The sequence below is a fragment of the Mycolicibacterium bacteremicum genome (assembly GCF_002086115.1).
In the GTDB taxonomy this organism is placed as follows: domain Bacteria; phylum Actinomycetota; class Actinomycetes; order Mycobacteriales; family Mycobacteriaceae; genus Mycobacterium; species Mycobacterium bacteremicum.
In genome coordinates this window covers 1-26,814 of the sequence record NZ_MVHJ01000016.1, presented here as the reverse complement: position 1 = coordinate 26,814, position 26,814 = coordinate 1, and the positions used below count along the sequence as shown (strand labels likewise).

At 68.4% G+C, this 26,814-nt stretch carries 28 protein-coding genes and 1 pseudogene; 14 read left to right on the top strand and 15 right to left on the bottom strand.

Annotation, left to right across the window (positions count from 1 at the left end):
- The 3 genes from htrA to sigE form a co-directional block, all read right to left on the bottom strand.
- On the bottom strand, nt 1-1,491 hold the full coding sequence (gene htrA, locus BST17_RS18625; protein ID WP_083060385.1) for a serine protease HtrA: 1,491 nt from the start codon (nt 1,489-1,491) through the stop codon (nt 1-3).
- 70 nt (nt 1,492-1,561) lie between these two features.
- The gene (gene rseA, locus BST17_RS18620; RefSeq protein WP_083060384.1) at nt 1,562-1,957 is read right to left on the bottom strand and encodes an anti-sigma E factor RseA; all 396 of its coding nucleotides are present in this window, start codon (nt 1,955-1,957) and stop codon (nt 1,562-1,564) included.
- A gap of 89 nt (nt 1,958-2,046) precedes the next feature.
- Complete coding sequence (sigE, locus tag BST17_RS18615) at nt 2,047-2,814, bottom strand: RNA polymerase sigma factor SigE (RefSeq protein WP_083060383.1); 768 nt, start codon at nt 2,812-2,814, stop codon at nt 2,047-2,049.
- A gap of 177 nt (nt 2,815-2,991) precedes the next feature.
- On the opposite strand from sigE, the gene BST17_RS18610 reads away from it, so the two are divergent.
- From BST17_RS18610 to BST17_RS18575, 8 genes are all read left to right on the top strand, one after another.
- Complete coding sequence (locus tag BST17_RS18610; protein WP_083060382.1) at nt 2,992-3,633, top strand: O-methyltransferase; 642 nt, start codon at nt 2,992-2,994, stop codon at nt 3,631-3,633.
- Between the two features lie 162 nt (nt 3,634-3,795).
- Nucleotides 3,796-4,671 carry a type IV toxin-antitoxin system AbiEi family antitoxin domain-containing protein gene (locus BST17_RS18605; protein WP_083060381.1) on the top strand — a complete coding sequence of 292 codons (876 nt, stop codon included), beginning with the start codon at nt 3,796-3,798 and terminating at the stop codon, nt 4,669-4,671.
- A gap of 103 nt (nt 4,672-4,774) precedes the next feature.
- The gene (locus BST17_RS18600) at nt 4,775-5,437 is read left to right on the top strand and encodes a TetR/AcrR family transcriptional regulator (protein WP_083060380.1); all 663 of its coding nucleotides are present in this window, start codon (nt 4,775-4,777) and stop codon (nt 5,435-5,437) included.
- Nucleotides 5,434-6,324, top strand: a complete 891-nt coding sequence (locus tag BST17_RS18595) for an ABC transporter ATP-binding protein (RefSeq protein WP_083060379.1) — start codon at nt 5,434-5,436, stop codon at nt 6,322-6,324. The genes BST17_RS18600 and BST17_RS18595 overlap by 4 nt, the downstream gene beginning before the upstream one ends.
- Entirely contained in the window at nt 6,324-7,919 is a 1,596-nt protein-coding gene (locus BST17_RS18590; RefSeq protein WP_083060378.1) for an ABC transporter permease, read from the top strand. The genes BST17_RS18595 and BST17_RS18590 overlap by 1 nt, the downstream gene beginning before the upstream one ends.
- Complete coding sequence (locus BST17_RS18585; RefSeq protein ID WP_083060377.1) at nt 7,916-8,578, top strand: methyltransferase family protein; 663 nt, start codon at nt 7,916-7,918, stop codon at nt 8,576-8,578. The genes BST17_RS18590 and BST17_RS18585 overlap by 4 nt, the downstream gene beginning before the upstream one ends.
- Before the next feature lie 20 nt (nt 8,579-8,598).
- Complete coding sequence (locus tag BST17_RS18580) at nt 8,599-8,793, top strand: hypothetical protein (RefSeq protein WP_083060376.1); 195 nt, start codon at nt 8,599-8,601, stop codon at nt 8,791-8,793.
- 35 nt (nt 8,794-8,828) lie between these two features.
- Complete coding sequence (locus tag BST17_RS18575) at nt 8,829-9,428, top strand: DUF4126 domain-containing protein (RefSeq protein WP_083060375.1); 600 nt, start codon at nt 8,829-8,831, stop codon at nt 9,426-9,428.
- Between the two features lie 14 nt (nt 9,429-9,442).
- On the opposite strand, the gene glgC is transcribed toward BST17_RS18575, so the two are convergent.
- Complete coding sequence (gene glgC / locus BST17_RS18570; protein ID WP_083060374.1) at nt 9,443-10,657, bottom strand: glucose-1-phosphate adenylyltransferase; 1,215 nt, start codon at nt 10,655-10,657, stop codon at nt 9,443-9,445.
- 143 nt (nt 10,658-10,800) lie between these two features.
- Here glgC and glgA point away from each other — a divergent pair, with 143 nt between their 5' ends.
- Nucleotides 10,801-11,964 (top strand): glycogen synthase, encoded by a 1,164-nt coding sequence (gene glgA, locus BST17_RS18565; RefSeq protein ID WP_109750205.1) that lies wholly within the window; start codon nt 10,801-10,803, stop codon nt 11,962-11,964.
- A 34-nt stretch (nt 11,965-11,998) separates the two neighbouring features.
- Here the strand turns inward: glgA and BST17_RS18560 are convergent, their stop codons facing one another.
- The 5 genes from BST17_RS18560 to folP all read right to left on the bottom strand — a co-directional run bounded on the left by BST17_RS18560 (nt 11,999) and on the right by folP (nt 15,151).
- On the bottom strand, nt 11,999-12,166 hold the full coding sequence (locus tag BST17_RS18560; protein ID WP_003406247.1) for a DUF3117 domain-containing protein: 168 nt from the start codon (nt 12,164-12,166) through the stop codon (nt 11,999-12,001).
- 166 nt (nt 12,167-12,332) lie between these two features.
- Nucleotides 12,333-12,914 carry a DNA-3-methyladenine glycosylase I gene (locus BST17_RS18555; protein ID WP_407937756.1) on the bottom strand — a complete coding sequence of 194 codons (582 nt, stop codon included), beginning with the start codon at nt 12,912-12,914 and terminating at the stop codon, nt 12,333-12,335.
- Nucleotides 12,911-13,267, bottom strand: coding sequence for a DivIVA domain-containing protein (locus BST17_RS18550; protein WP_083060373.1), 357 nt, complete (start codon nt 13,265-13,267; stop codon nt 12,911-12,913). Before BST17_RS18550 ends, BST17_RS18555 begins: the two co-directional genes overlap by 4 nt.
- A 43-nt stretch (nt 13,268-13,310) precedes the next feature.
- A complete protein-coding gene (locus BST17_RS18545) occupies nt 13,311-14,219 on the bottom strand; it encodes a glucosyl-3-phosphoglycerate synthase (RefSeq protein WP_207573673.1) in 909 nt (302 codons plus the stop codon).
- A gap of 56 nt (nt 14,220-14,275) precedes the next feature.
- Nucleotides 14,276-15,151, bottom strand: coding sequence for a dihydropteroate synthase (gene folP, locus BST17_RS18540; RefSeq protein WP_083060371.1), 876 nt, complete (start codon nt 15,149-15,151; stop codon nt 14,276-14,278).
- 207 nt (nt 15,152-15,358) lie between these two features.
- On the opposite strand from folP, the gene BST17_RS18535 reads away from it, so the two are divergent.
- Nucleotides 15,359-16,429, top strand: coding sequence for an NAD(P)-dependent alcohol dehydrogenase (locus tag BST17_RS18535; protein ID WP_083060370.1), 1,071 nt, complete (start codon nt 15,359-15,361; stop codon nt 16,427-16,429).
- A gap of 15 nt (nt 16,430-16,444) precedes the next feature.
- Here BST17_RS18535 and fadD6 read toward each other — a convergent pair whose 3' ends face one another.
- Complete coding sequence (gene fadD6, locus BST17_RS18530; protein WP_083060438.1) at nt 16,445-18,217, bottom strand: long-chain-acyl-CoA synthetase FadD6; 1,773 nt, start codon at nt 18,215-18,217, stop codon at nt 16,445-16,447.
- 9 nt (nt 18,218-18,226) lie between these two features.
- Nucleotides 18,227-18,817 carry a cytokinin riboside 5'-monophosphate phosphoribohydrolase gene (locus tag BST17_RS18525; protein WP_083060369.1) on the bottom strand — a complete coding sequence of 197 codons (591 nt, stop codon included), beginning with the start codon at nt 18,815-18,817 and terminating at the stop codon, nt 18,227-18,229.
- Between the two features lie 30 nt (nt 18,818-18,847).
- Here BST17_RS18525 and BST17_RS18520 point away from each other — a divergent pair.
- Both BST17_RS18520 and BST17_RS18515 read left to right on the top strand, forming a co-directional pair.
- A pseudogene (locus BST17_RS18520) lies at nt 18,848-20,059 on the top strand (AAA family ATPase); the annotation flags it as partial.
- 74 nt (nt 20,060-20,133) lie between these two features.
- Nucleotides 20,134-20,910, top strand: a complete 777-nt coding sequence (locus BST17_RS18515; protein WP_109750199.1) for a type VII secretion target — start codon at nt 20,134-20,136, stop codon at nt 20,908-20,910.
- Here BST17_RS18515 and BST17_RS18510 read toward each other — a convergent pair.
- Nucleotides 20,907-21,863 (bottom strand): NAD-dependent epimerase/dehydratase family protein, encoded by a 957-nt coding sequence (locus BST17_RS18510; RefSeq protein WP_083060367.1) that lies wholly within the window; start codon nt 21,861-21,863, stop codon nt 20,907-20,909. The genes BST17_RS18515 and BST17_RS18510 overlap by 4 nt on opposite strands.
- A gap of 91 nt (nt 21,864-21,954) precedes the next feature.
- Between BST17_RS18510 and BST17_RS18505 the strand changes: the two genes are divergently transcribed.
- Entirely contained in the window at nt 21,955-22,539 is a 585-nt protein-coding gene (locus tag BST17_RS18505; protein WP_083060366.1) for a TetR/AcrR family transcriptional regulator, read from the top strand.
- Here the strand turns inward: BST17_RS18505 and BST17_RS18500 are convergent.
- Together BST17_RS18500 and dapE are read right to left on the bottom strand one after the other, a co-directional pair.
- Complete coding sequence (locus BST17_RS18500) at nt 22,536-24,125, bottom strand: ABC-F family ATP-binding cassette domain-containing protein (RefSeq protein WP_083060365.1); 1,590 nt, start codon at nt 24,123-24,125, stop codon at nt 22,536-22,538. The genes BST17_RS18505 and BST17_RS18500 overlap by 4 nt on opposite strands.
- 109 nt (nt 24,126-24,234) lie before the next feature.
- Nucleotides 24,235-25,302, bottom strand: a complete 1,068-nt coding sequence (gene dapE, locus BST17_RS18495) for a succinyl-diaminopimelate desuccinylase (RefSeq protein WP_083060364.1) — start codon at nt 25,300-25,302, stop codon at nt 24,235-24,237.
- Between the two features lie 34 nt (nt 25,303-25,336).
- Here dapE and dapD point away from each other — a divergent pair, with 34 nt between their 5' ends.
- On the top strand, nt 25,337-26,281 hold the full coding sequence (gene dapD, locus BST17_RS18490) for a 2,3,4,5-tetrahydropyridine-2,6-dicarboxylate N-succinyltransferase (protein ID WP_083060363.1): 945 nt from the start codon (nt 25,337-25,339) through the stop codon (nt 26,279-26,281).
- A gap of 114 nt (nt 26,282-26,395) precedes the next feature.
- Here the strand turns inward: dapD and BST17_RS18485 are convergent, their stop codons facing one another.
- Nucleotides 26,396-26,743 (bottom strand): VOC family protein, encoded by a 348-nt coding sequence (locus tag BST17_RS18485; protein WP_083060362.1) that lies wholly within the window; start codon nt 26,741-26,743, stop codon nt 26,396-26,398.
- Nucleotides 26,744-26,814: the final 71 nt, after the last annotated feature.

Below are 26,814 nucleotides of genomic sequence, written 5' to 3'. Positions count from 1 at the left end.
TCAGGCCGCGCCGTCGCCGATCGGAGTGACGGTCAGGGTGACCCGGCGGCCGTCGCGGACGACCTCGACGGGGGCGGGCTCGCCGATCTTGAGCTGCCGGACGGCGACGACGAACTCGTCGGCGTCGGCCACATCCCGGTTGCCGATCTTGACCACGACGTCATTCTCCAGGATGCCGGCCTGCTCGGCCGGGCCGCCCGCCTTGACGTTGGCGATCTGCGCGCCGGAGGCCAGGTCGTTGCTCACCGAGCGGGCGGTCAGCCCCAGCGTCGGGTGCTCGATCCGGCCGGCCTCGATCAGCTTCTGGACGACATCTTTGACCTCGTTCACCGGGATGGCGAAGCCCAGGCCGCTGGCGCTGTCGGACAACGACTTACCGGCGGTGTTGATGCCGATGACCTCGGCGTTCATGTTGATCAGCGGACCGCCGGAGTTGCCGTGGTTGATCGAGGCGTCGGTCTGCACACCGTCGATCACGGTGTCGGTGTCCGAGCCGTCGCCCGAGAGCGGCAGCGGGCGGTGCAGCGCGCTGATGATGCCGCTGGTGACGGTGCTGCGCAGGCCCAGCGGGGCGCCGGCCGCGATCACTTCCTCGCCGACCTGCAGCTTCTCCGAGTCACCCAGCTTGGCCACGCTCAGGTTGTCGACGTTGTCGACCTTGAGGACGGCCAGGTCGGTCTTGGGGTCGCGGCCGACGAGGTTGGCCGGCACCTCCTTGCCGTCGTTGAAGACGACGAACATCTTGAACTTGGCGGGGTTGGTCGCCGCCTCGGAGATGACGTGATTGTTGGTGACGATGTAGCCGCGACCGTCGACCACCACACCGGAGCCCTGGGATCCCGCCTGATCGCTGGTCGCCTCGATGGTGACCACCGAATCGGCAACGGCGGCAGCCACTTCGGCGAGGCGTCCGGCGGGCTCGGCGGGCCGGTCGCTGGTTTCGAGGGTGACCTTCGAGGTGGTGAACGCCTCGACGACCTCGGCGGTCTTGCGGCCGACCACACCGCCCAGCGCGCCGATCACCAGCGCGATGATGGCCAGGATCACCAGCGCGACCGCGGACACCCGGCGACCAAAGAGCACGTCACGCACCCCGAGCTTGCCCTGCGGCGCCTGCACCACGACGGGCGCGCCCGGTGTCATCGCCGGTGACCCGAGTGCGACGGCGGCGGCCGGGTCGCGCCACGGATCGGGGGTGTCGTCTTCGTCGGCCTCGTGCTCGGCGGCCAGCGCGCCGGCGTCGGCCGGGTGGCGCTGCAGCGAGTCACCACCGGAGTAGGGACGACCGAAGGCCTCGGCGAGTACCGGGTCGGGGTTCAGGCTCTTGGGGGTGTACTCACCCTGGTCGATGTGCTTGTCGGCGCCGAGGAACGACCCGGACACGCCGTCGGGCCGGCCGAACGCGCGCTGAGCGGCCGGGTCCACCGGCGGCCGCGACACCGGACGGGGAGCCAGCCGGGGGTTGGTACCCGAATCGTCCTGATTGCTCACCGGTGCATCACTCCCCGCTCACAGCGCGCACCCAGAGCGGGATACGCGACGGCTGATCTCGACTTCAACCCTACCGGCGCTTACGGCGCGACCTGGCGACGCCGTCGGCGACTCGCTGTGGGTCTTCCTGCGCGGCCGGCTCCGGCTGATCACGGTCGGGAATCTGCGACAACAGGCCCAGCAGGGAACTCGGCATCGGGATCGAACACGAATCCCGCAGGGCCGAACGGGCCTGGCGCTGGGCCTCGACCTCGTTGGCGCACAGCGGGCACAGCGACAGATGGTGCCCCGCGCGCAGATGCGCGGTCATCCGCAACTCGCCGTCGACGAACGCGGCGATGGCCTCCGGCGAGAGATGTTCGGTGGATCCGAAGCGGCGCGGGCCGACGGGTGCGCTGCTCTGCGAGGCGAACTGATTGGGCAACCAGGAGAACGCACGACGAAATACATCGCCCGGGTCAGCCATCACCCCGCTCCTTCCGGATCGCCGCGCCGTCACTCGTACACCACTCATCTGAATGTAGCGCGGCAAGCCGTGCCTCACACCCCTGACGCTCAGGCCGAAGCGCTCAACTGGTCGGAGTGCTTGGCCAGATGTTCACGCAGGGCCTGCCGGCCGCGGTGGATACGGCTGCGGACGGTGCCGAGCTTCACGCCCAGGGTGGCGCCGATCTCCTCATAGGACAGACCCTCGATATCGCACAGGACGACGGCGGCGCGGAACTCCGGCGGCAGTGAATCCAGGGCGGCCTGCAGATCCGGGCCCAGGCGCGAATCGTGGTAGATCTGCTCGGGGTTGGGATCCTCGGCGGGCACCCGGTCGTAGTCCTCGGGCAGCGCCTCCATGCGGATGCGCGTGCGGCGACGGACCATGTCCAGGAACAGGTTGGTCGTGATGCGGTGCAACCAGCCCTCGAAGGTGCCGGCCTGGTAGTTGTGCACGGACCGGAATACCCGGATGAACGTCTCCTGGGTGAGGTCCTCGGCGTCCTGCTGGTTGCCCGACAGGCGGTAGGCCAATCGGTACACGCGGTCGGCGTGCTGGCGCACCAGCTCGTCCCAGGACGGCATGGCGGCCTTGTCGCCGGTGGCGTCGAATACCGCGGTCCCGGTCAGCTCGTCGGAAGGCTCCACCCATTCGGCATCGGTGTACTGCTCCAGATGGGGCATGGAGACGGGACTGGCGACCGGATTGCTCGCGGTGCTTGAGGCGGTGATCTGATCCTCCAAATCAAGGTGGCAGGCGGACGTCTGCTCGTTGCTGGGAAAAACGTGGCCGGAGCCATCCGTATTCCGATAACGCGAGCTGTCACCGTGTTCCATGCGTAGTACGTTCTCCCGCCGGGGTGTGCCTGACATATGAGCAAACTGAACAATTCCTGAGAAAGCAGATACCCCCGGCTCGACCAGGCAAAACCGGCGGATTCCGGGTGTGATGTGCGTCGTCGGGGCGGGCGTGTCGCGGGGCACCCGGATGCCGGTTCGCTCTACGCTGCGGGCATGGCCGACACCGATGACGCCGCCCAATCGATCGTCTCGCACGCGGAGGCGTCGATCACCGAGGACGCGGTGACCGCAGCCGCGCGGGAACGGGCGGTCGACAGCGGCGCCGGTGCGGTGACCCCCGCCGTCGGTGCCCTGCTGTCCGTGTTGGCCCGGCTGACCGGGGCGAAGGCCGTGGTCGAGGTGGGCACCGGCGCCGGTGTCAGCGGGCTGTGGCTGCTGGCCGGGATGCGCGAGGACGGCGTGCTCACCACCATCGATGTCGAACCCGAGTACCAGCGGCTGGCCAAGCAGGCGTTCACCGAGGCCGGGGTCGGCGCGTCGCGCACCCGGCTGATCGGCGGGCGGGCGCAGGAGGTGCTCACCCGATTGGCCGATGAGTCCTACGACCTGGTCTTCATCGACGCCGCCCCGGCCGATCAGCCGCAGTTCGTCGCGGAGGGGGTGCGCCTGTTGCGGGCCGGCGGGGCGATCGTGGTGCACCGCGCCGCGCTCGGTGGCCGCGCCGGGGATGCGTCGGCCAACGACGCCGAGGTGAGCGCGGTGCGCGAGGCGGCCCGGCTGATCGCCGAGGACGAGCGGTTCACCCCGGTGCTGGTGCCGCTGGGCGACGGGTTGCTCGCCGCCGCCCGCGACTAGCTTCTCCCCTTTCCCCTCTCGCCTCTCCCCGCGCCCCGCGAGCAGACGCATGTACCCCCGAAAGTGGGCCCCTGAGGGGCAGACGCGTCTGTTCGTCGAGTTATCCACAAGTGTGGCGGCCGGTGGCTACCGTCGCCGGGTGACAACGGCAAGTATCACCGCATGCCGTTGCACGAACTCTTCGCCGCCAATGGCGGTGTCGCGACGCGAGAGCAAGTCCTGAGATGGGCGACGCCCAAGCGCATCGAAGTGATGCTGCGCAAGGGCGAACTGCTGCGCGTCCGCCGCGGGATCTACGCCCTGCAGCCTCCCGATGTCTCCGCTCGGCTTGCCGCACTAGACATTTGCGCAGGTGTGCGCGTCGTCGCGTGCATGAACACAGCGGCCGAACTCTACGGATTCAATGCCGAACCCGACGATCGCATCCACGTCCTGGATCCCGGAATTCGATTGCGACCAAGCCCAGATGTGATGGTGCACCAGCGAATCGGCGCTCCGCTGAAACACATTGGCGATCGGCTGTGCACCGCGCCGGCGTGGACTGCCGTCGAGATCGCGCGCTCAGTCCGGCGTCCGCGTGCGCTTGCTGTCCTCGATTCAGCTCTGAGATCGCAAACCTGCGATGCCGCCACGCTAGCCGCCATTGCCGCCGAGCAGCGCGGCCGACGCGGCATCGTGCACGTCCGAGAAATGCTGGCGCTGGCCGACAGTCGCGCAGAATCGCCCATGGAGAGTGAAGCTCGGCTGGTGTTCCACGACGGCGGGTTGCCGGTGCCGGAACTGCAATACGAGATCGTCGATCTGTACGGCAGGTTGTGGCGTGTGGACTTCGCGTGGCCCGAGTTCATGTTGATCGCCGAATACGAAAGCATGGAGTGGCATGCGAACCCCGTCGCCATGCGGCACGACCGGATGAAGGTGGCCCGGCTACAGGAGTGCGGGTGGTTGTCCACCCCCCTGGTTGTCGACGACGTTCGACGGCATCCCGTCGAACTGGTAAGTCGCCTTGGTCACCATATGGCCCGTCGCGCGAGCTGAGCAGACGCCTATACCCCTGAAAGCTGTGCTCTGAAGGGGTACATGCGTCTGCTCGGGGGAAGAACCTTGACCGCGGGCTGAACGCGCGTTTAATCTGTTGAACATGCGTTCAAGCGACGATCTGACGACCACCGCCCGCATCCGCGACGCGGCGATCGCGCAGTTCGGCGCGCACGGCTTCACCACCGGCGTCCGCGCCATCGCGACCGCGGCCGGCGTCAGCCCCGGCCTGGTCATCCACCACTTCGGCTCCAAGGACGGCCTGCGCAAGGCGTGTGACGACTACATCGCCGACTACGTCCGCAGCGCCAAGTCCGAGTCGATCCAGTCCTCTGACCCGGCAACCTGGCTGGCCCAGATGGCCGAAATCGAGGAGTACGCGCCACTGATGGCCTACCTGGTGCGCAGCATGCAGTCCGGCGGCGACCTGGCCAAGGCCTTCTGGCAGAAGATGCTCGACAACACCGAGCAGTACCTCGACGAGGGCGTGCGCGCGGGCACCATCAAACCCAGCGACGACCCGAAGGCCAGAGCGCGATTCCTCGGAATGCTCAGCGGCGGCGGCTTCCTGCTCTACATCCAATTGCACGCCAACCCGACCGATCTCCGCGCGGTGTTGCGCGACTACGCCGAGGACATGGTGCTGCCCGCACTGGAGATCTACACCCGCGGCCTGATGACGGATTCCACGATGTACGACGCCTTCCTCGCCCAACGCCGCCAGGGCATCCCGTTCAGCCACGCACCCGAAGGAGAGCAGTCATGACCGATGCTGTAGAAATACGCGGCCTGACAAAGCGATTCGGCCGAAGCACCGCTCTCGACGGTCTGGACCTGACCGTGGCACCCGGCGACGTGACCGGGTTCCTGGGACCCAACGGCGCCGGCAAGTCGACGACCATCCGGGTGCTGCTGGGCCTACTGCGCGCCGACGGCGGTACCGTCCGGTTGCTCGGCGGAGACCCGTGGCGCGAGGCGGTCACCCTGCACCGGCGCATCGCCTATGTACCCGGTGATGTCACGTTGTGGCCCAATCTCACCGGGGCGCAGGCCATCGACTTCCTGGCCAGGTTGCGCGGCAAAGAGGTCGACACCCGACGCCGCGACGAGCTCATCGAGCGGTTCGAACTCGACCCGCACAAGGTCGCACGCACCTACTCCAAGGGTAACCGGCAGAAGGTCGCCATCATCGCGGCGTTCAGCACCGATGCCGAGCTCTACATCCTCGACGAACCGACGTCCGGTCTGGATCCGTTGATGGAGAACCACTTCCAACAGTGCGTCACGGAGGTGGCCGACCGCGGTGCGGCGGTGTTGCTGTCCAGCCACATCCTGGCCGAGGTCGAGAAGCTCTGCGACACCGTCACCATCGTGCGGTCGGGCCGGACCGTACGCTCCGGGTCGCTGACCGATCTGCGGCACCTGATGCGTACGAAAGTGACCGCCCGCACCCGCGCCGCCGGCAGCGGACTGCGGCACCTGCCGTTCGTCCACGAGTTCGGCGAGCACGACGGGCAGGTCAGCTTCTCGGTCGATCGCACCGACCTGGACACCGTGATGACGCAGCTCACCGCTCTGGGGATCGTCGAATTGCAGGTCGCCCCGGCATCGTTGGAGGATCTGTTCCTGCGTGAGTACCAGGCGGTGAGCTGATGACGGCCACCGTTGACAGCGCGACCGGATCACCGCTCGCCGGCACCGCCACCCTGTTGCGGCTCGCGTCACGCCGCGACCGGATCCGCTTGCCGGTGTGGATCGTGGTGCTGACCGCCCTGCTCGCCTACACCCCCGGCGCCCTGGCCCTGACCTACCCGGGCGAGGAGCAGCGCCTGGCCCGGATCGAGCTGATGCAGACCCCCGCCGGAATCATGCTGAGCGGCCCGATGTTCGGTCCCGACCCGACCGCACTGGGCGCGATGATCGCCAACGAACTGATGCTCACCTTGATCATCGCCACCTCGATACTGGCCATCCTCACCGTGATCCGGCATACCCGCGCCGAGGAGGAGAACGGCATCGCCGAACTGGTGCAGTCCTCGGTGGTGGGCCGCTACGCCCGCACCGTCGCAGCGCTGATCCTGGTCAGCGTCACCAACGCCGTCCTGGCCGTGACGATGACTGCCGCGCTGATCCTCGACGGCTTCGGCGCGCTCGACAGCGCCGCCTTCGGTCTCGGCATCGTCGCGGTGGCAATGGTGTTCGGGACGCTGGCGGCCGTCACCGCCCAACTGTGGCGACAGGCGCGGGCGGCCACCGGCGCGGCCATGGGCGCACTGGCAACGGCCGTACTCATCCGCGGCGTGGGAGATGTGATCGACCATTCGGGCAGCGCGGTGAGCTGGTTCTCCCCCATCGCCTGGGCGCAGCAGATGCGGTCTTTCGTCGAGTTACGTTGGTGGCCGCTGGCCATGCTGATCGTGCTGGCGATCGCCCTGACCGCGGTGGCGCTGGTGTTGGAAAGCCACCGCCAGTACGACGACGCGATCATCGCCTCGACCACCGAACATCCGCGCGCCCATGCCATCCCGAACGTTCTGGTGCTGCATCTGACCCTGCAGCGGGGCCAGTTGCTGGGCTGGGGCGTGGCGCTGTTCCTGGCCGGACTGACGTTCGGGTCGATGACCGACTCATTGCTCGACGCGGCGGGTGACAACGAGCTGCTGGCCCGCGTGCTGGCCGACTCCGGCACCGACGGCGCATACACCACCATGACGCAGTTCCTGGCCGCGGCGACCAGCGCCTACGTGGTGTCTGCGGTGCTACGCCTTTACACCGATGAGCAGCGGGGCCTGGCCGAACCGGTCCTGGCCGCCGCGGTGTCGCGCTGGGTCTGGATGCTCAGCGCGGTGGTGGCGACTCTGCTCGGCGCCGCCGCGTTGTTGCTCAGCGCCGGGTTGGGCAACGGTCTGGGTGCCGGGATCACGATCGGCGCGCCCGCCGACATCTGGCGGCTGGCTGTGGCGGCACTGTCCTTCCTCCCGGCGATGGCGGTGCTGGCCGGCGTCGCCGCGCTGGCGGTGGCCGTGCGTCGGCCGCTGATCGGTTGGCTGGCAGTCGGATTCGTTGTGGCATCGTTGTATCTGGGGGCGTTGTTGCGGCTGCCGCAGTGGCTGCTGGACCTCTCCCCGGTGAACCGGACGACGGCCCCCGCGGATGTCTCCGCGCTCGCGCTCACGGTCATGGTGTTCGTCGCGATCGCGCTCACCGCGACGGCCGGTCACCTCTATCGGAACAGGGACGCCGCATGAAACTCGCCTTTCAGACCGTGCTGGGTCTGCTGTTCTTCGTCGCCGTCCTGTTCTGGCCCGCTGGAACGTTCGACTATTGGCAGGCCTGGGTGTTCCTGGCCGTCTTCATCGCCACGACCATCGGCCCGAGCGTCTATCTGGCGATCCGCCACCCGGATGCGCTGGCCCGCCGCATGAAGGCCGGCCCGACCGCCGAAACCCGCCTTGCGCAACGCATCATCATGGCGCTGACGCTGACGCTCGTGGTCGCCACGTTCGTGCTGTCCGCGCTGGATCACCGCTTCGGCTGGTCGGATGTCCCGGTGTGGCTCGTGATCGTCGGCAACGTCCTGGTCGCCATCGGGCTGAGCATGGCGCAGTTGGTCGTCGTGCAGAACAACTATGCCGCGGCGACCGTGCGGATCGAGGCCGATCAGCCGCTGGTCTCCACCGGGCTCTACGGCTGGGTGCGCCACCCGATGTACACCGGGGCGGCCATCATGATGATCGGCACTCCGCCGGCCCTGGATTCGCTGTGGGGTCTGCTCGGCGTCGCAGCTTCGGCGCCGGTGATCGCCGCGCGCATCCGCGACGAGGAGCAGATGCTCATCGACGAACTCGCCGGCTACCGCGACTACCGGGACAAGGTCCGTTGCCGGCTGATTCCGCATGTGTGGTGAGCATCGATAGAGTTGCACCCATGGCCGACAGTGCATGCCCGGGCAGCGGCAAGAATTGGACGGTCGACATCGAGGGCAAACCGATCTGTCCGCGGTGCCGCCGCTCCCTGGCGACCGTCGCGGGCCGGGGCCGCAAGATCCGGGATCTGCCCGAGGTGCCCCGCCACGACAAACCCACCCGCGCCTCGGCGAAGAACGCCCGCCGCCCGAACTGATCCGCGCGGTCGGGTGCCGGCGACATACTGAGCCGATGGAACTGCTCACCGGGTTCGGCCTGGCGACGGCGGCGGGACTGAACGCCTACATCCCACTGCTGGCGCTCGGGCTGCTGTCCCGGTTCACCGATCTGGTGTCGCTACCGTCGGGATGGGCGTGGCTGGAGAACGGCTGGGTCATGCTGATCGTCGCCATCCTGTTGCTCATCGAGGTCGTCGCCGACAAAGTACCCGCACTCGACAGCGTCAACGACATGGTGCAGACGTTCGTGCGTCCGACCGCCGGCGGCATCGTGTTCGGATCGGGGACGGCGGCGCAGACGGCCACCGTCACCGACCCTGGCGCGTTCGCCCAGTCCGGTCAGTGGATCCCGGTCGTGGCGGGCATCGTGATCGCCCTGGTCGTATCGCTGACCAAGAGCACCGTGCGCCCGGCGGCCAACGTCGCGACCGCCGGGGTCGCCGCGCCGGTGCTGAGCACCGTCGAGGACATCACCAGTATCGGGTTGGTGTTCATGGCCATCCTGCTACCGGTGCTCGTCCTCGTCGCGGTGGCGGCGCTGGCATGGGCAGCGGTCAGGCTGATCCACCGTCGGCGCACCGCGCGGACGGCGGGACCGGCGGCGCCCCGATAACCGTTGTCCGACGGTCAGATCCAGATACCCTTGCCCACGGCCACCACACCGCCGTTGCTGATCGAGAACCGCTCACGGTCCTTGTCGAGGTCGACACCGACCATCTCGCCGGGGCCGACGACGACGTTCTTGTCCAGGATCGCGCGGCGCACCACGGCACCGCGACCGATCCGCACACCCGGCATCAGCACGCTGCCCTCGACGATCGCACCGTCGTCGATGGCCACATTGGAGGACAGCACGGAGTTGCGCACCGACGCCGCCGAGATGATGCTGCCGGCGCCGACGACGGACTCCTGTGCCGAGCCGCCGTTGACGAATTTCGCCGGCGCGAGGTTCTCGGAGCCACCGCGGATGGGCCAGCGCTTGTTGTAGAGGTTGAACACCGGATGCACCGAGACCAGGTCCATGTGCGCGTCGTAGAAGGCGTCCAGGGTGCCGACGTCACGCCAGTAGCCGTGATCGCGCTCGGTGGCGCCGGGCACCTCGTTGTCGTCGAAGTCGTAGACCGAGGCCATCCCGTCGGCAACGAGCCGCGGGATGATGTCCCCGCCCATGTCGTGGTCGGAATGGTCGTCGTCGGCATCGGCGCGGATCGCGTCGATGAGCACCTTGGTGGTGAAGATGTAATTGCCCATCGAGACGAAGGTCTGCTCGGGGTCGTCTGGGGTGCCGGGCGGGTCGGCGGGCTTCTCGACGAAGGCGCGGATACGACCCGAGTCGTCGGCATCGATGCAGCCGAACGCCGAGGCCTCCGCGCGCGGCACCCGGATGCCGGCAACGGTGGCACCGGCGCCGCTCTCGATGTGGTGTTGCACCATCTGCTCGGGATCCATCCGGTACACGTGGTCGGCACCGAAGATGACGATGTAGTCGGGATCCTCGTCGTAGATGAGGTTCATCGACTGGTAGATCGCATCGGCCGAGCCGGTGTACCACCGCGGCCCGAGCCGCTGCTGCGCCGGGACCGGGGTGATGTACTCACCGGCCAGCCCCGAGAGCCGCCAGTTCTGCGAGATGTGCCGGTCCAGCGAATGCGACTTGTATTGCGTCAGAACGCAGATCCGCAGGTAACGCGCGTTGACGAGGTTGGAGAGCACAAAATCGATGAGCCGGTAGGAACCGCCGAACGGCACCGCCGGTTTCGCGCGGTCTGCCGTCAGTGGGTAAAGGCGCTTGCCCTCCCCGCCCGCCAGGACGATGCCCAGCACGTGTGGCGCTTCCCTCATGCTCCCAACCTATCGGGCTGGCCGCAGTGCGGCTAGCCAATCGCCCGAACGAAGTGCTGCATGTCAAGGTGTTTGGGGCGACTCGATGTCCAGAAAGCGCACAGGGGTGCGCCGGTGACCCCGCGACCGATACCGTGCACACCATGCGGGTGGCGATGATGACTCGGGAGTATCCGCCGGAGATCTACGGTGGAGCCGGCGTACACGTGACCGAACTCGTCTCGCAGCTGCGACACCTGTGCGAGGTCGACGTGCACTGCATGGGTACGCCGCGGGATACCGCGATCGTCGCGCAACCCGATCCGGCGCTGCAGTCGGCCAACCCCGCACTGTCCACGCTGTCGGCCGATCTGGTGATGGTCAACGCGGCCGCTGGCGCGACGGTGGCTCATTCGCACACCTGGTACACCGGGATGGCCGGGCACCTGGCCGGGTTGCTGCACGGGATCCCGCATGTGCTGACCGCGCACTCGCTGGAGCCGATGCGACCGTGGAAGGCCGAACAGCTCGGCGGCGGGTACCGGGTGTCGTCGTGGGTGGAGCGCACGGCGGTCGAGGCCGCCGATGCGGTGATCGCGGTGAGCTCCGGGATGCGGGGCGATGTGCTGGCCACCTATCCCGCGCTGGATCCGGCCCGGGTGCATGTGGTGCGCAATGGGATCGACACCGATGTCTGGTATCCGGCTGCACCGCAGCCGGGCGCATCGGTGCTGGCCGAGCTGGGCGTCGACCCGTCCCGGCCGATCGTGGCGTTCGTCGGCCGGATCACCCGGCAGAAGGGCGTGGCACACCTGGTGGCCGCCGCCCACAGGTTCGATCCCGCCATCCAGCTGGTGCTGTGCGCGGGCGCTCCGGACACTCCCGAGATCGCCGAGGAGGTCAGCGCTGCGGTGCAGGAGCTCGGCACGGCGCGGACCGGGGTGTTCTGGGTGCGCGAAATGCTGCCGGTCGAGAAGATCCGCGAAATCCTGTCGGCATCAGCCGTTTTCGTGTGCCCGTCGGTGTACGAGCCGCTGGGCATCGTGAACCTGGAGGCGATGGCCTGCGGGACCGCGGTGGTCGCCTCGGATGTCGGCGGAATCCCCGAGGTCGTCGACGACAACCGGACCGGGCTGCTGGTGCACTACGACGCCGCCGACGCCCGCGGCTTCGAGGAGCGCCTGGCCGACGCCGTCAACACCCTGGTGGCCGACCCCGAGCGCGCACGCACCTACGGCGCGGCCGGGCGGCAACGGTGCATCGAGGAGTTCTCCTGGGCGCAGATCGCCGAGCAGACCCTTCGTATCTACGAGCTGGTATCGCGCTGACCCGGAGGTCAGCGCGTCCCCGCAGGTATCCGACCTAGCTGGTGACACCCTTGAGTTCGTCGCCGAGCGCGGCGGCCTCATCGGGGGTCAGCTCCACGACGAGCCGTCCACCGCCTTCCAGTGGTACCCGCATCACGATGCCGCGCCCCTCTTTGGTCGCTTCCAATGGACCGTCTCCAGTCCGGGGCTTCATCGCCGCCATCGTGTGCTCCCTCCGCGTGAGCCGGCCCGTCGTGAGACGGACCCGATCAAGACCGGCAAGTGCCGGCACAGAATTGCCAGTGAACTCATCCTATTGTTCCCTATCCCAGCGGCGCGGTGTGAAAAGACCCGGCAAAACTGACGGAACGTAACCGGATCGGTGCGCCCTACACCGCGCTCGGCACCCAGCAGGACGCAATATGGTCGTCCACCATGCCGGTCGCCTGCATCAGCGCGTAGGCCGTCGTCGGCCCGACGAACCGGAAGCCGCGCCGCTTCAGATCTTTGGCCATCGCGGTCGATTCGGCGGTGACGGCCGGGACGTCGGACAGCGTCGTGGGCCGTGCGCGGGCGGCCGGGGCGAATGACCACAGCAAATCCGAGAAGTCGACGTCCAGATCACCGATGGCGCGGGCGTTGTTGATGGTGGCCTCGATCTTCGCGCGGTTGCGCACGATCTCGACATCGTCCATCAGGCGCGCGATGTCGGCATCGGTGAAGCGCGCAACCTGCTCCGGATCGAACCCGGCGAAGGCGCGCCGGAAGGCGTCGCGCTTGCGCAGGATCGTCAGCCAGGACAACCCGCTCTGGAAGGCCTCCAGGCTGACCCGTTCGAAAAGGGCACGTTCACCGCGCAGCGGTACCCCCCACTCGGTGTCGTGATACTCCCGGTAGAGCACCGAATTCGGTTTGGAATCGGTTGGCACCCAGCCACATCGGACGCGGGCGTCGACCTCGGACACGGTCACGGCTCGTCGACCCTGGCGTGCGCGGCCCCGTGCTCGCCCACCACCGCCGCGGGATCCTCCACACCGTAGGCCGCGCGCAGCGCCGCCAACTCCGCACGCACCGAATCGAGTTCGGCACCGAGGCGGTCCAGTACCCAGTCCACCTCACTGGTCTTGTAACCACGCAGCGTCTGGGTGAACTTGACCGCCTCGACGTCGGCGCCGGTGACTCCCGACGCCGGCAGCACCGTCGCGGTGGTGGCATGCGGTAACGGCGGCAACTGCTCGCCGCGACCGAACAGCACACTGCCCAGGGCAAACAACACCGCGCCGACCAGGATCAGCACCACCAGGTACATGAGTATCAGCGTCACGACATCGATATTGCCCTACCGGTGTGACAACCCCGTCCGGTGACTACGGGCGCAGCGTGTTCATCGGGGGGCGGTCGGCCAGTGACACCGTCGAGATGCGGGGCGTGTAGTCATCGCCGTCGGCGAAGAACTGCGTCAGCCCGACCCCGGAGTCCTCGATGCCGCAGCGGTTGAGCAGCGTGGCGATCACCTGACGGCTCATGCTGGCCAGTTCGGTCAGCGGCCGGTTGCGGTGCGTGCGCACCCCCAGATTGACCTGCGCGATGCCGTCCAGGCCGTACCGGTTGTAGGTGTCGACCAGCAGACCGATCTCCACCCCGTACGCCGGCGCGAACGGCACCGAGGTCAGCAGCTCCCGGGTGCCGGCGTACTCGCCGCCCAGCGGTTGCAGCAGGCAGGTCAGTTCGGGCCGCAGGGCGGCCAGCAGCGGTCGGGCCACCAGTTCGGTGACGCGCCCGCCGCCGTTGGCGTCCTCGCTGCCGCTGACCTTCAACGGCCGCCGGTAGAAACCCTTCACCAGGTGCACACCGTCGACGGTCAGCAGCGGACCCAGCAGCTTCGGGACGAACATCGGGTCGGGATCGATCAGGTCGGAGTCGACGAAGACCACCAGGTCACCGGTGGTGGCGGCCAGCGACCGCCACAGCACCTCGCCCTTGCCCGGACGCGGCGGGACCTCGGGCAGGGCCACCTCCCGGCTGATCACCCGGGCCCCGGCGGCGAGCGCGCGGATCTCGGTGTCATCGGTGGAACCGGAGTCCAGCACGATCAGCTCGTCGACCAGATTGCCCAGCAGCGGGGCGATGGTCTCGACCACCGACCCGACGGTCTCCTCCTCGTTGAGCGCGGGCAGCACCACCGAGATGGTGCGTCCTCGTTTGGCCTCGACGAGTTCCTCGACCGTCCAGGACGGGCGGCCGAAGCTGTGGTCCGTCAACCACGGGTGTCCCACCACCGCGTCAGTCTTGTCGATACCGGTCAGTTCTGGTGTCAGCTCGGATATCAGAGTCATGCCAGTCCCCTCACCGTGCGCGTCGGTGGACGCGATCCCTGGATCGACGCGACCATCTCCAGTACGCGTCGAGTGGGGCCGACCTCATGGACCCGGAACATGGCGGCTCCGTCGGCGGCGGCCAAAGCCGTCGCCGCCAGTGTGCCCTCCAGGCGTTCGGTCAGTCCCACACCCAGAGTCTCCCCGACAAAATCCTTGTTGCTCAGGGCCATCAGGACGGGCCATCCCGTGTTTACAAGATCTTTCACGTGGCGCAACAAACTAAGACCGTGATGAGTGTTTTTCCCGAAATCGTGGGTCGGGTCGATGAGGATACGGTCCCTGGCGACCCCGGTTGCCACCGCCTTTTCGGCCGACGAGGTCACCTCGGCGATGACGTCGTCGACGACTCCGCGCTCGGTGATGCCGTAGTTCACCCGGAACGGACGGGTGCGCGGGACGGCGCCACCGGTGTGCGAGCACACCAGGCCGGCATTGAACTCCGCGGCGACCTCGGGCAGCCCCGGGTCGGCGCCCGCCCAGGTGTCGTTGATGAGGTCCGCCCCGGCCGCACAGGCCTGCTTGGCGACGGCGGCGCGCCAGGTGTCGACGCTGATCAACTGGTCCGGGTAGGCGCCGCGCAGCCATTCGATGAACGGCACCACCCGGGCGATCTCCTCGTCCGCGTCGACCGTCTGGCCCGGGCCGGCCTTCACCCCGCCGATGTCGATGATGTCGGCGCCGTCGGCGATCTTGCGGTGGGTGGCGTCCATCGCGTCCCCGTCGGTGAACGTGGCACCGCGGTCGTAGAACGAATCGGGCGTGCGGTTGACGATCGCCATGATCAGGGCGCGGTCACCGGCGACCGGGCGGCCCAGGAAAGTCGACTGCACACATCCAGGCTAGCCGTGCGGCTCGGCGGCCCGCTTTTCCCGGCGAAACCCCCGTACCCGGGGCGATCCGTCGCGCGGGAACCCCGGGTACGCGGGTTTCGCGGGATGGGCGGCGAACCAGGTCCGCACTTGCCGGAACGGGTGCGCGCAGCACAGCGGGATGTCACCATGATCTTGATTTCTGACCGGTCACACGGAGGACGTCCCATGAAGATGCGCGCGGCCCGCATGTACGGCTACCACCAGCCCCTGCGCCTGGAAGAGATCGACGTCCCCGAGATCGGACCCGAGGACGTACTGGTCAAGGTCGGCGGCGCCGGGATGTGCCGCACCGACTACCAGCTCATCGACGGCTACTTCGACCGCGGCCTCGCGATGGACTACCCGATCACCCCGGGTCACGAGATCGCGGGCTGGATCGACCGGGTGGGCTCGCAGGTGCCCGCAGCGGCGGCGCTGTCGGAGGGCGCCCAGGTGGTGGTGTTCGGACCGTGGGGTGACGGCGCTTGCCGGCAGTGCCATGAGGGCAATGAGCAACTGTGCGGGCACGGCACCTGGGCCGGATTCGGCCGGCACGGCGGCTACCAGGAGTACCTCCCGGTGAATTACCGCTACGTGATCACGGTGCCGGCTGCCGAGGGGCTCACGCCGGCGACCCTGGCCCCACTGACCGACGCCGGGCTGACCCCCTATCGCGGATTGCAGAAACTGCGCGACGGCGGCCACCTGGGCCCGGGGCGCACATTGGCGGTCACCGGCATCGGTGGACTGGGCAGCTACGGGGTGCAGTACGCCAGGCTGCTGGGCGGCGGTGCGACGGTGGTGGCGTTGGGGCGCAGCGACGACAAGCTGCAGTCGGCCGCCCGCCATGGCGCCGACCATGTCGTCAACGTCGGCGGCAAGACCGCCGCAGCGGTGGCCGCGGAACTCGAAAACCTCACCGGCCGCGCCGAACTGGACGCAGTGCTCGATTGCGCCGGAGCCGAGGACTCGATCAAGCTGGCGTTCGAGCTCCTCGCCGTCGAGGGTGCCGTCGCCTCGGTCGGACTGATCGGCAATCGGATCGATATCCCGTTGTTTCCCTTGGTATCTCGTGAGTTCACCTACTACGGGTCGTTCTGGGGCAACTTCAACGACCTGACCGAGGTGCTGGCCCTCGCCGAGGCCGGACGGGTCACCGACACCATCACCGAGGTGCGCTGGGAGGACGTCAACGACACCTTGGACGCCATCGGCCGCGGTGACGTGATCGGCCGCGCCGTCATCGTCTACGACTAGAACCGAACCCGGCGACTACTTCGGGCGCTTGCCCTCGACGACCTCGTCGACGTACTCGGGGTAGAACGGCACGTAGCCCTCCGACTTTCCGGACAGCACGTAGAGCGGATCCTCGACCTCGTCGCCGTAACCCTGCTTGCGTAACTCGACCTTCTGGCTCTTGAACGTCGAGGTGTGCGCCAGTTCCTTGACCAGCCGTACGAACAGCGGGACCGCGTAGACGGGCAGGTGCGCGTAGGCGGATTTGGCCAGCGCGGCGCCGTCGAACTCCTGGCCCTCCTTGAGTTGCAGCGCGACCATGCCGGCGCGGCCACCGGCGCCGGGCACCTCGACCCCGAACACGGTGGCCTCCTCGACCTGGCTGTCGGCCGAGATCGCCGCCTCGACCTCGGTGGTGGCGACGTTCTCGCCCTTCCAGCGGAAGGTGTCCCCCAACCGGTCGGCGAACGCGGCGTGGCCGAACCCCTGCGAACGCATCAGGTCCCCGGTGTTGAACCAGACATCGCCGTCCTTGAACGCGTCGCGGACCAATTTCTTCTCCGAGGCCGACTTGTCGGTGTACCCGTCGAACGGCTGAAAGTTGCTGACCTTGGACAGCAGCAGACCGGGCTGCCCCTTCTTCACCTTGCGCAGGCGCCCGTCGGAGCCACGCGCGGGTTCGCCTGTCTCCAGGTCGTATTCGACGAAGGCCACCGGGCTGGGGCAGATACCGGTGGACTTGGACACGTTGAACACGTTGACGAATGCGGTGTTTCCCTCACTGGCGCCGTAGAACTCGCACACCCGGGGAATGTTGAACCTCTCGGTGAACTGGTCCCAGATGGCCGGCCGCAAACCGTTGCCGACGATCACACGCACCTTGTGCTGGCGATCGGTGGGCTTGGGCGGCTGGTTGAGCAGGTACCCGCAGATCTCGCCGATGTAGACGAACGCGGTCGCGTCGAAGCGGATGACGTCGTCCCAGAATTTCGACGCCGAGAACGACTTGCCCAGCGCCAGCGCGGCTCCCGCGTTCAGCGCCGAACCGACCGACACCGTCAGGGCATTGTTGTGGTAGAGCGGCAGGCAGCAGTACAACGTGTCATTGCTGTTCAGGCGCAGGCCCAGACCGCCGAATCCGGCCAGCGCGCGCAGCCAGCGATAGTGCGTCATGACGCTGGCCTTGGGCATCCCGGTGGTCCCCGAGGTGAAGATGAAGAAGGCCTTGTCCTTGGCCAGCACCGCGGCCGTGGTGGCCGGGTTGGTGGTCGGTGCCGTGGTGGCCGCCTGGCGCAGCTCCTCCAGCGTCGTCAAACCGGTTGTTTCGACCCCGCTTTCGGTGATCGGCTCCACCAGGTCGGACTCGGCGATGATCGCCTTGGCGTCGAGCAGACCGATGCTGTGCGCCAACACCTTGCCGCGCTGGTGATAGTTCAGCATGCCGGCGGTGGCACCGCATTTGACGGTGGCGAGCATCAGCAGCACCGAGTCCGGCGAGTTGCGCAGCATGATGCCGACGACGTCGCCGTGGCCGACACCCTTGGCGGCCAGCACCGCGGCGTACCGGTTGACCGTCTCGTTGGCCTTGCGGTAGGTGATCTGCTCGTCGTCGAACTTGATGAAGATCTTGTCGCCGTACTGGGCGGCGCGTTCCTGGAACACCTTGCCGATGGAGGTCTTGGCGCTGGGCCGGGCGCCCATGCCGGTCAGGACGCCACGGACGATCGCCGGGGCGTCGAGGACCAGCCCTGGGATCTTGGTGGCGATGTCGAGCAGGCCCACGCTGGTGCGCGTTGTGTCGTCACTCATGACCACACCTTAGTGACCGGGGCTACACGCGCTGAGAGCCGTCTCAATATCGGTGGTGACCACCAGCCGGTCGAGCGCGCGTTCGCCGACATACCCGGTCCCGACCAGTCCGCGCAGCCAGGCCAGCAGTCCGTCGTAGTGACCGAACGGATCCAGCATGATGATCGGTTTGTCGTGCATGCCCAGGTAGCCGGCCGTCCAGGCCTCGAAGAACTCCTCGAGGGTGCCGATCCCGCCGGGCAGGGCGATGAACGCGTCGGCGCGCTCCTCCATGACCTGCTTGCGTTCCCGCATGGTGTCGGTGACCACCAGTTCGTCGGCGTCGACGTCGGCGAGTTCGCGGTGCACCAGCGCCTTCGGGATGACGCCGATGGTGCGTCCGTTGTGCTGGCGGGCACCGTCGGCGACCGCACCCATGGCCGAGACGTTGCCGCCACCGGAGACCAGGGTCCAGCCGCGGTCGGCGATGGCCCGACCGACGTCGTGGGCGAGTTTCAACAGTTCGGGGTGGGTGGGACCGGATGCGCAGTACACGCAGACCGCCCACGGGCTGGAGTCGGGCACGGGTAGAACGTACCGGCGGTTTCGCCGTGGCTCCATTCCTTGTCGCCCTACACTGCGGCTGTGCCGGATCTGGTCGAGGCAGCCGCCGCCGCGCTCGGTCGTGGCGACCTCGCGGCCGCCGAGCAACGGGCACGCGACGCCCTGCAGCACGCGGAATCGTTGCCGGCGCGGCTGACGCTGGCCCAGGCCCTGGCCTGGCAGGGCCGCGGCCCGGACGCCGATGCGGTGCTGGCGCAGGTGGATCCGGCCGGTCTCGACGATGACGAACTGATCGCCTGGGCGCTGCCGCGAGCGGCCAACCAGTTCTGGATGCTCGACGAGCCGGAGCGGGCCACGGCGTTTCTGCGCGCGACCCGGGGCCGGTTGCTCTCCGCGCCGACCATCGATGCGCTGCTGTGCACGTTCGCCATGAACGCCGGCAGCCCGCAACGGGCGATGGACATCGCCGAGTCGGTGCTCGGATCCGCCGCGGCCGAGGACCGCGCGGTCGGCTGGGCGGCTGCCGCGGCCGCACTGTCGGCGGCCCGGATGGGCAGATGGGAGCAGGTCGATGCGCTGGCCGAACGGGCGGCGGCCGCCGGCCACCCCGGCGTGCTGCGGTTCACCTCGGCCTACGGCCAGTCCACCGCGTTGATGTTGGCCGGCCGGCTGGACGACGCCGAGTCGTTGGTGCGCGGCCTGGCCGCCGACACCGCACCCGCCGCGGCGATCGGCCGGCTGCTGCTCGCCGATATCGCGTTGGCGCGCGGTGCGCCCGCCGATGCGGTCGGGCCGCTGCGCGAGTCGGCGACCGCACTGTCGGTCACCGGCTACTCGTGGGGTCCGCTGGCGTGGATGCTGTTGGCACAGGCGCTGGCCCAGCAGGGATCACCGGTGGAGGCGGCAAAAGCGTTGGCGCGCGCGGAGTCCCGGCATGGCTTGAAGTCGATGCTGTTCGCACCGGAGCTGGCGCTGGCCAAGGCGTGGACGGCCGCTGCACGCCGTGACCAGGTGGGTGCGATCACCGCGGCGCGCGAGGCGGTCCGGGCGGCGTTGCGCGGTGGGCAGCAGGCGGTGGCGTTGCGGGCCGCGCACGACGCGGTGCGCCTTGGCGACGGGCGTGCGGTCGCCGTCATCTCCGGTCTGACCTGTGACTGTGTGGTCGGCGGGCTGACGTTGGAGCATGCCCGCGCATCGGCTGCCCGGGATGTCGCCGGGCTGCATTCGGTGTCGGCCCGGTGGGATGCGCTGGGCTGGGGTGGCGCGGCCCGGGACGCCGCCCGGCAGGCCGGCGAATGAACGGGCCGGATTTCGTGCGGCCCCGGCCAGCACCGCGGCCATAGAATTATCCCGGTATCGAACGGGGGCCGCAGATGACCGATCCGCTCTTTGTCCAGACCGACGGAGTGCGCAACTACTCGCAGATCCACTCGGATGTGAGGTCCGGGCTGGCCGGGTTGACCGCCCCCGAGGGATCCGGGGTGAACACCAGCCACGGCACCATCGCCGCCTCGGTGAGCTCGGCCCTGGGCAGTGTCCTGGACGGTCGCGGCGCCACCATGGGCGTCACCTCCACCTCGGCCGCCACCATCTCCGAGCTGCTGCAGAAGGCGGCGGCCGCGTATGCCGGCGGGGACGCCGAGGGTGGCCGTCGCCTCAAGGCCGCGGCCGATGCGCTGGATGGCACGGGACAGACCGGCTCCGGTGCCGCTGGGGCTCCCGGAGCCGCCGGGTCATCGGGGGCCGCCGGTGCCGACCCGATGGGCCAGATGGGCCAGATCATGGGTCAGGTCGGCCAACAGGTCGGGCAGCTGGCCCAGTCCATCACCGCACCGCTGCAGGGCCTGGCTCAGGGGCTACAGCAGGTCCCGCAGCAGATCATGCAGGGCGTGCAGCAGGCGGCACAGGCCGCCGGTGCGTCCGGAGTGGGCGCCGGAAAACTGCCCGGCGTCGAGACGTCCGCCGACGACGAGATCGGTGAGCGGGCGGAGCGGCCCGAGCGCGAGGAAAAGGACGACCCGCGCGAGAAGCGCGAGGCCGGCCCGACGGCGGACACCGAGGCGCAGGCCGGACAGAGTAGCGCCGGTCGCGCCCCGGTCGAGGTGCCCGTCCCGGCGCAGCCCGCGCCCACCCGGCCGCAGGTGGACTAACGACCGAGTCGCAACGCGCCCGGGTTGGCGCGGTACCAGTCGAGCGTCGACCGGATGGCGTCGTCGTATCCGGTGGGCTTTTCGCCGAACGCCCGCGCGAACCGCGAGCCGTCGACGACAAAGGGCTGCTCGAACTGGTAGATCATCTCGGCCCCGGCCCGGGCGATCGCCGAGACGACCCCGAGTGCCCGCGCAGTTCTGCTGCCATGGGCGATGATTCGGACGGGTTGACCGGCCACCGCCGTGATCATGCCGACGAACTGCCGCGCGGTCACCGGTTCGGGGTGCGGCACGTGCCACACCTGACCGAGCGCTTCCTCCCTCTCTCCCAATGTGATCAGGCCACGGGCGAAGTCATCGATGTACAACGGTGTGAGAGGGACATCCACGGCACCCAGCCAATGCACGGTCCGGCCCCGCTGCGCGGCCCCGAATACGTTGCGACCAATCGTGGATTCCACCCGCGGGCCGAAAAGCTCACCGGCGCGCCCGATCACGGCCTGGACCTCGCCCCGCTGATGGGCCGCCAGAATGCGATCCGCCAGCCAGGCGCGCAGCACACCGAGATTACTCACCGGGCGATACGGTGTGGCCTCGGTCATCGGCGCGGCGACCGTTCCGTACATCCAGGTGTTGTCCGCATGCACCAATGTGGCTCCGGCCTCGGCGGCACCGGCCAGTACCCCGTCGACCACTGCGGGGAACGCGTCGCGCCACTGAAGGAAAGGCGGGTTGACGCAGTTGTAGACCACTGCGGCGCCCGTGCAGACCTCGCGCATCTGGGCGGGGTCGGTGGCATCGGCGCCGACGAATTCCACCCCGCCGCCGGGCACGGACGTTCGACCGCTGCGGTTGACCGCACGCACCCGTCGACCGGCTTCATGTAACTCCCGCACGATCACGCTGCCGGTGGCGCCACTGGCACCGATCACAACGTGGATGTCCTGGCTCATCTCCAGCTCCTTATTAAAAACGAATGACCCTTCTATTAGTATTGGCTTCCGGACGATTGTCAAGAACGAACATTCGCTTTACATTGCTGGTATGCCGAAGGTCTCCCAGGAACACCTCGACGCCCGCCGCGCCCAGATACTCGACGCCGCCACTCGACGCTTCGCCCGGCAGGGCTTTCACGCGACCACCATGCAGGACGTGTTGATGGAGTCCGACCTGTCTGCAGGTGCGGTGTACCGCTACTTCCGCGGTAAGAACGAGTTGGTGGCCGCCGTCGCCGAACGGGTGCTGGCCGGCGCGCACGTCCAACTGCAGAGTGTCCTGCTCGCCGATCCGGTACCGACGCCCGCCGATGCGGTCCACGGTGTCGTTGCCGCCATCGACCCCGGCGATCACGACGATCCGCTGCGGATGGCGGTGCAGGTGTGGGGCGAGGCACTGCGCGACGAGAACCTGGCCCGGCTGGCCGGTGACGGGTACGGCCAGATCCGGGGTCTGTTCGTCACGTATGCCCGGCGCGCCGCCGAGGCCGGTCTGCTGCCCGCCGGTACCGACCCCGCGGCCGCCGGATCCGCCTACTTCAGCCTGGTCCCCGGCTACATGCTGCAACGGCTCCTGCTCGGTGACGTCTCCCCCGCCGGCTACGCCGATGCGCTGAAGGCAACTTTGCGCTAAATCCTCGCCAGCACCCCGTCGGCGAGCCGCAACCGTCGCCCGATCCCGATGTTGTCCAGAAAGCTGCGGTCGTGGCTGACGACGACGAAGGCGCCCCGGTAGGCATCGAGCGCCGACTCCAACTGCGCGACGCTGGCCAGGTCGAGATTGTTGGTCGGCTCGTCGAGCAGCAGCAGCTGCGGGGCCGGCTCGGCGAACAGCACACAGGCGAGGGTGGCCCGCAACCGTTCCCCGCCGGACAGCGCCGCGATCGGCAGATCGATTCGGTCACCCTGGAACAGGAACTGCGCCAACAGGTGTCGACGCCGGGTGATCGAAAGACCGGGCGCATAGGTTGCCAGACTGTCGGCCACCGACACCTGCTCGTCGAGCAGATCGAGACGCTGCGACAGATATGCGATACGACCCTCACCACGCTGCACGACGCCGTCTCCCGGGTCGGCGTCCCCGGCGATGATGCGCAGCAACGTCGACTTTCCGGCCCCGTTGGCACCGGTCAGCGCAATACGTTCCGGGCCGCGGATGTCCAGGTCGACACCGGAGAACACCGGTGCCGACAGACCCGACCCGCTGAACAGGACCCGGCCCGCCGGCACCTCGGTGTCGGGCAGGTCCAGAGCCAGCAGATCATCGTCGCGCAGGGCCCGCTCGGCATCATCGAGCCGGTCGCGGGCGTCGCTGACCCGCCGGGCATGCACATCATCGGCGCGGGCCGCGGACTGCTGGGCGTCCCGCTTCATCTTTCCCGCAACGATTTTCGGTAGACCCGCGTCCTTGAGGTTGCGCTTGGCGGTCGACGCGCGCTTGTCGGCGCGTTCACGCGCCTGCTGCATCTGCTGCCGGTGCCGTTTGAGTTCCTGCTCGGCATTGCGGATGTTGCTCTCGGCCAGCACCTGTGCCGCCTGTACCGCAGCCCGGTAGTCGGTGAATCCGCCACCGAAGTGCGACACCTCGCCGGCCCGCAGTTCGGCGACGCCGTCCATCCGGTCCAGCAACACCCGGTCGTGGCTCACCACCAGCAGACAGCCGCCGAAATCATCGATGACCTGATAAAGCCGTTGCCGCGCATCGGCATCCAGGTTGTTGGTGGGTTCGTCGAGCAGCAGCACATCGGGCTTGCGCAGCAGCTGCGCGGTCAGGCCCAGCGAGACCACCTGCCCACCCGACAGCGTCGAGAGCGGCCGGTCCAATTCCAGATCCTCCAAGCCCAGCCGGTCCAGCTGGGCGCGGGAGCGCTCCTGGATGTCCCACTCGTCGCCGATCGCGGCGAACACTTCCTCGCCGGCGTCCCCGGCGGCCAGCGCATCGAGTGCCGCCACCACCGGCGTCACCCCCAGCACGTCGGACACCGTGTGCCGGGCCAAGAACGGCAGATTCTGCGGCAGGTAACCCAGGACGCCGTCGACCGACACGGTGCCCGCCGTCGGGGTCAGGTCGCCGGCGATCAGCCGCAGCAGGGTGCTCTTACCGGCCCCGTTGGGCGCCACCAGACCGGTGCGGCCGCGCGGGAACGAACACGACAGGTCCGCGAAGACCTCGGTGTCATCGGGCCAACTGAACGAAAGATGGGAACAGACAATAGACATGCGGGAACTCCCGAGAAAACGACGAGGGTGGATGACGACAGCAGAGATCTCGGGGTCTTACCCGGAGATGTCGTCGATTCCCAGCACGGAAACCATGTTAGCGATCGGGTCAAGCGGTTAAGTACGCCCGCAAGGTCTCGGTGGTCGCGGTGATGGCGCCGACCTCGACGTGCTCGTCGACCTTGTGCGCCAGATTCGGGTCACCCGGGCCGTAGTTCACCGCGGCGATGCCGAGGGCGGCGAAGCGGGACACGTCGGTCCAGCCGTACTTGGCGCGCACCTGTCCCCCGGCCGCGGCGACCAGGGCGGCCGCGGCGGGATTGGCCAGCCCCGGCAGCGCTCCGGCGGCGGCGTCGGTGGTCTGCAACGAGACATCCAGGCCGTCGAGCACCTCGTGGACGTGGGCCACCGCCTGCTCGACGCCGCGATCGGGGGCGAACCGGAAGTTGATGGTCACCGATGCGGCGTCCGGGATGACATTGCCGGCGATCCCGCCGTCGATCCGCACCGCGGACAATCCCTCGCGGTACACGCAGCCGTCGATGTCCACGCTGCGGGCCTGGTACCGGGACAACCTGTCGAGCACGGCACCGAGTTTGTGAATGGCGTTGTCGCCCAACCACGATCGCGCAGAGTGTGCGCGCGTGCCGGCGGCCGAGGCCACCACCCGGATGGTGCCCTGGCAGCCCGCCTCGATGAACCCGCCGGACGGCTCGCCCAGGATCGCGACGTCGGCGGCCAACCAATCGGGCAGTTCGCGCTCGATGCGACCCAACCCGTTGGCGCTGGACTCGATCTCCTCGCAGTCGTACATCACCAGGGTCAGGTCGTGAGCGGGCTCGGCGATGGTGGCGGCCAGATGCAGGAACACCGCGTCGCCCGACTTCATGTCCGAGGTGCCGCAGCCGTACATCAGGTCACCCTCGCGTCGGCTGGGCACATTGTCGGCGGCGGGCACGGTGTCGGTGTGCCCGGCCAGCAGCACCCGCGATCCGCGGCCCAGGTTGGTGCGGGCCAGTACCGCATCACCGGAGCGGATCACCTCGAAGTGCGGGGCCTGCGCCCGCAGCGCGGCCTCGATCTCGTCGGCGATGCGCTGCTCGTGGCGCGATTCGCTGGGGATGTCCACCAGTGCGGCGGTCAGTGTGATCGGATCGGCGCGCAGGTCTAGCCCCATGCCCGTCGAGGCTAGTCCAGTAACGTGTGCCGACGTGACTGCCGCATCTGGCGTCGGCCTGGCCACCATCGCCGCCGACGGAACCGTCCTGGACACCTGGTTTCCCAACCCCGAACTGACCGGCGACGGCAGCACCGGCACGGTGCGCCTGTCGGTGGCCGAGCTGACCGACGCGCTCACCGCGCTGACCGGCCCCGACGCCGATCGTGACGTCGAGGTGGTGGCCGTGCGCACCAGCATCGCCTCGCTCGACGACAAGCCCGTCGACACCTATGACGCCTACCTCCGGTTGCACCTGCTCAGCCACCGGCTGACCAAGCCGCACGAGGCCAACCTCGACGGCATCTTCGGCCTGTTGGCCAACGTGGTGTGGACCAACTTCGGCCCGGCCGCGGTCGAGGGCTTCGAACTGGTGCGCGCCAAGCTGCGTAGCCGCGGTGCCGTCGCGGTGTACGGGGTGGACAAGTTCCCGCGGATGGTCGACTACGTGCTGCCCACCGGGGTGCGCATCGCCGACGCCGACCGTGTCCGCCTGGGTGCCCACCTGGCCACCGGTACCACCGTCATGCACGAGGGATTCGTCAACTTCAACGCCGGCACGCTCGGCAACTCCATGGTCGAGGGTCGCATCTCGGCCGGCGTGGTGGTCGATGACGGCTCCGACATCGGCGGCGGCGCCTCGATCATGGGCACGCTGTCCGGTGGCGGCACCGAGGTCATCTCGATCGGCAAGCGCTGTCTGTTGGGCGCCAACGCCGGCGTCGGCATCTCACTCGGCGACGATTGCGTCGTCGAGGCCGGCCTGTACGTCACCGGCGGCACCAAGGTCACCACCTCTGACGGCCAGACTGTGAAGGCCAAGGAGCTGTCCGGGTCCAGCAACCTGCTGTTCCGCCGCAACTCGGTGTCCGGCGCGGTCGAGGTCGTCAAGCGCGACGGCACCGGCATCACGCTGAACGAGGCCCTGCACGCCAACTGAGTCGACGCCAACTGAGGTCGACGCCAACTGAGTCGTCGCCAACTGAGGTCGACGCGAATCTGAATTAGATGGCGACAAATCCCCAGATTGTCGCCATCTGGTTCAGATTGAGCGTCACTGGGCGGAGAGAATGCAGAACTCGTTGCCCTCCGGATCGGCCAGCACGACCCAAGTCTGCTCACCCTGCCCGATGTCGACACGGGTGGCCCCCAGCGCCAGCACCCGGTCGACCTCGGCCTGCTGGTCATCGGGGGTGAAGTCGAGGTGCAGACGGTTCTTGACGGTCTTGCCCTCGGGGACACCCAGGAACAGCAGTTCGGCACCGTCGCCGGTCGGCGGGGTCAGGAAGGCGTCACCATCGGAGTCGACGCGCAGCGGCCAGCCCAGGACCTCCGACCACCACCTGGCCAGGGCTTCCGGGTCCCGGGCGTCGACGGCGATCTGGGCCAGACTCAAGCTCATCGGTCGACTCCCGCGTTCGCTCCGGTCCTCGCTCGTCCCTCGCTGCGATCCTCACTCACGCCCGTCTCCCC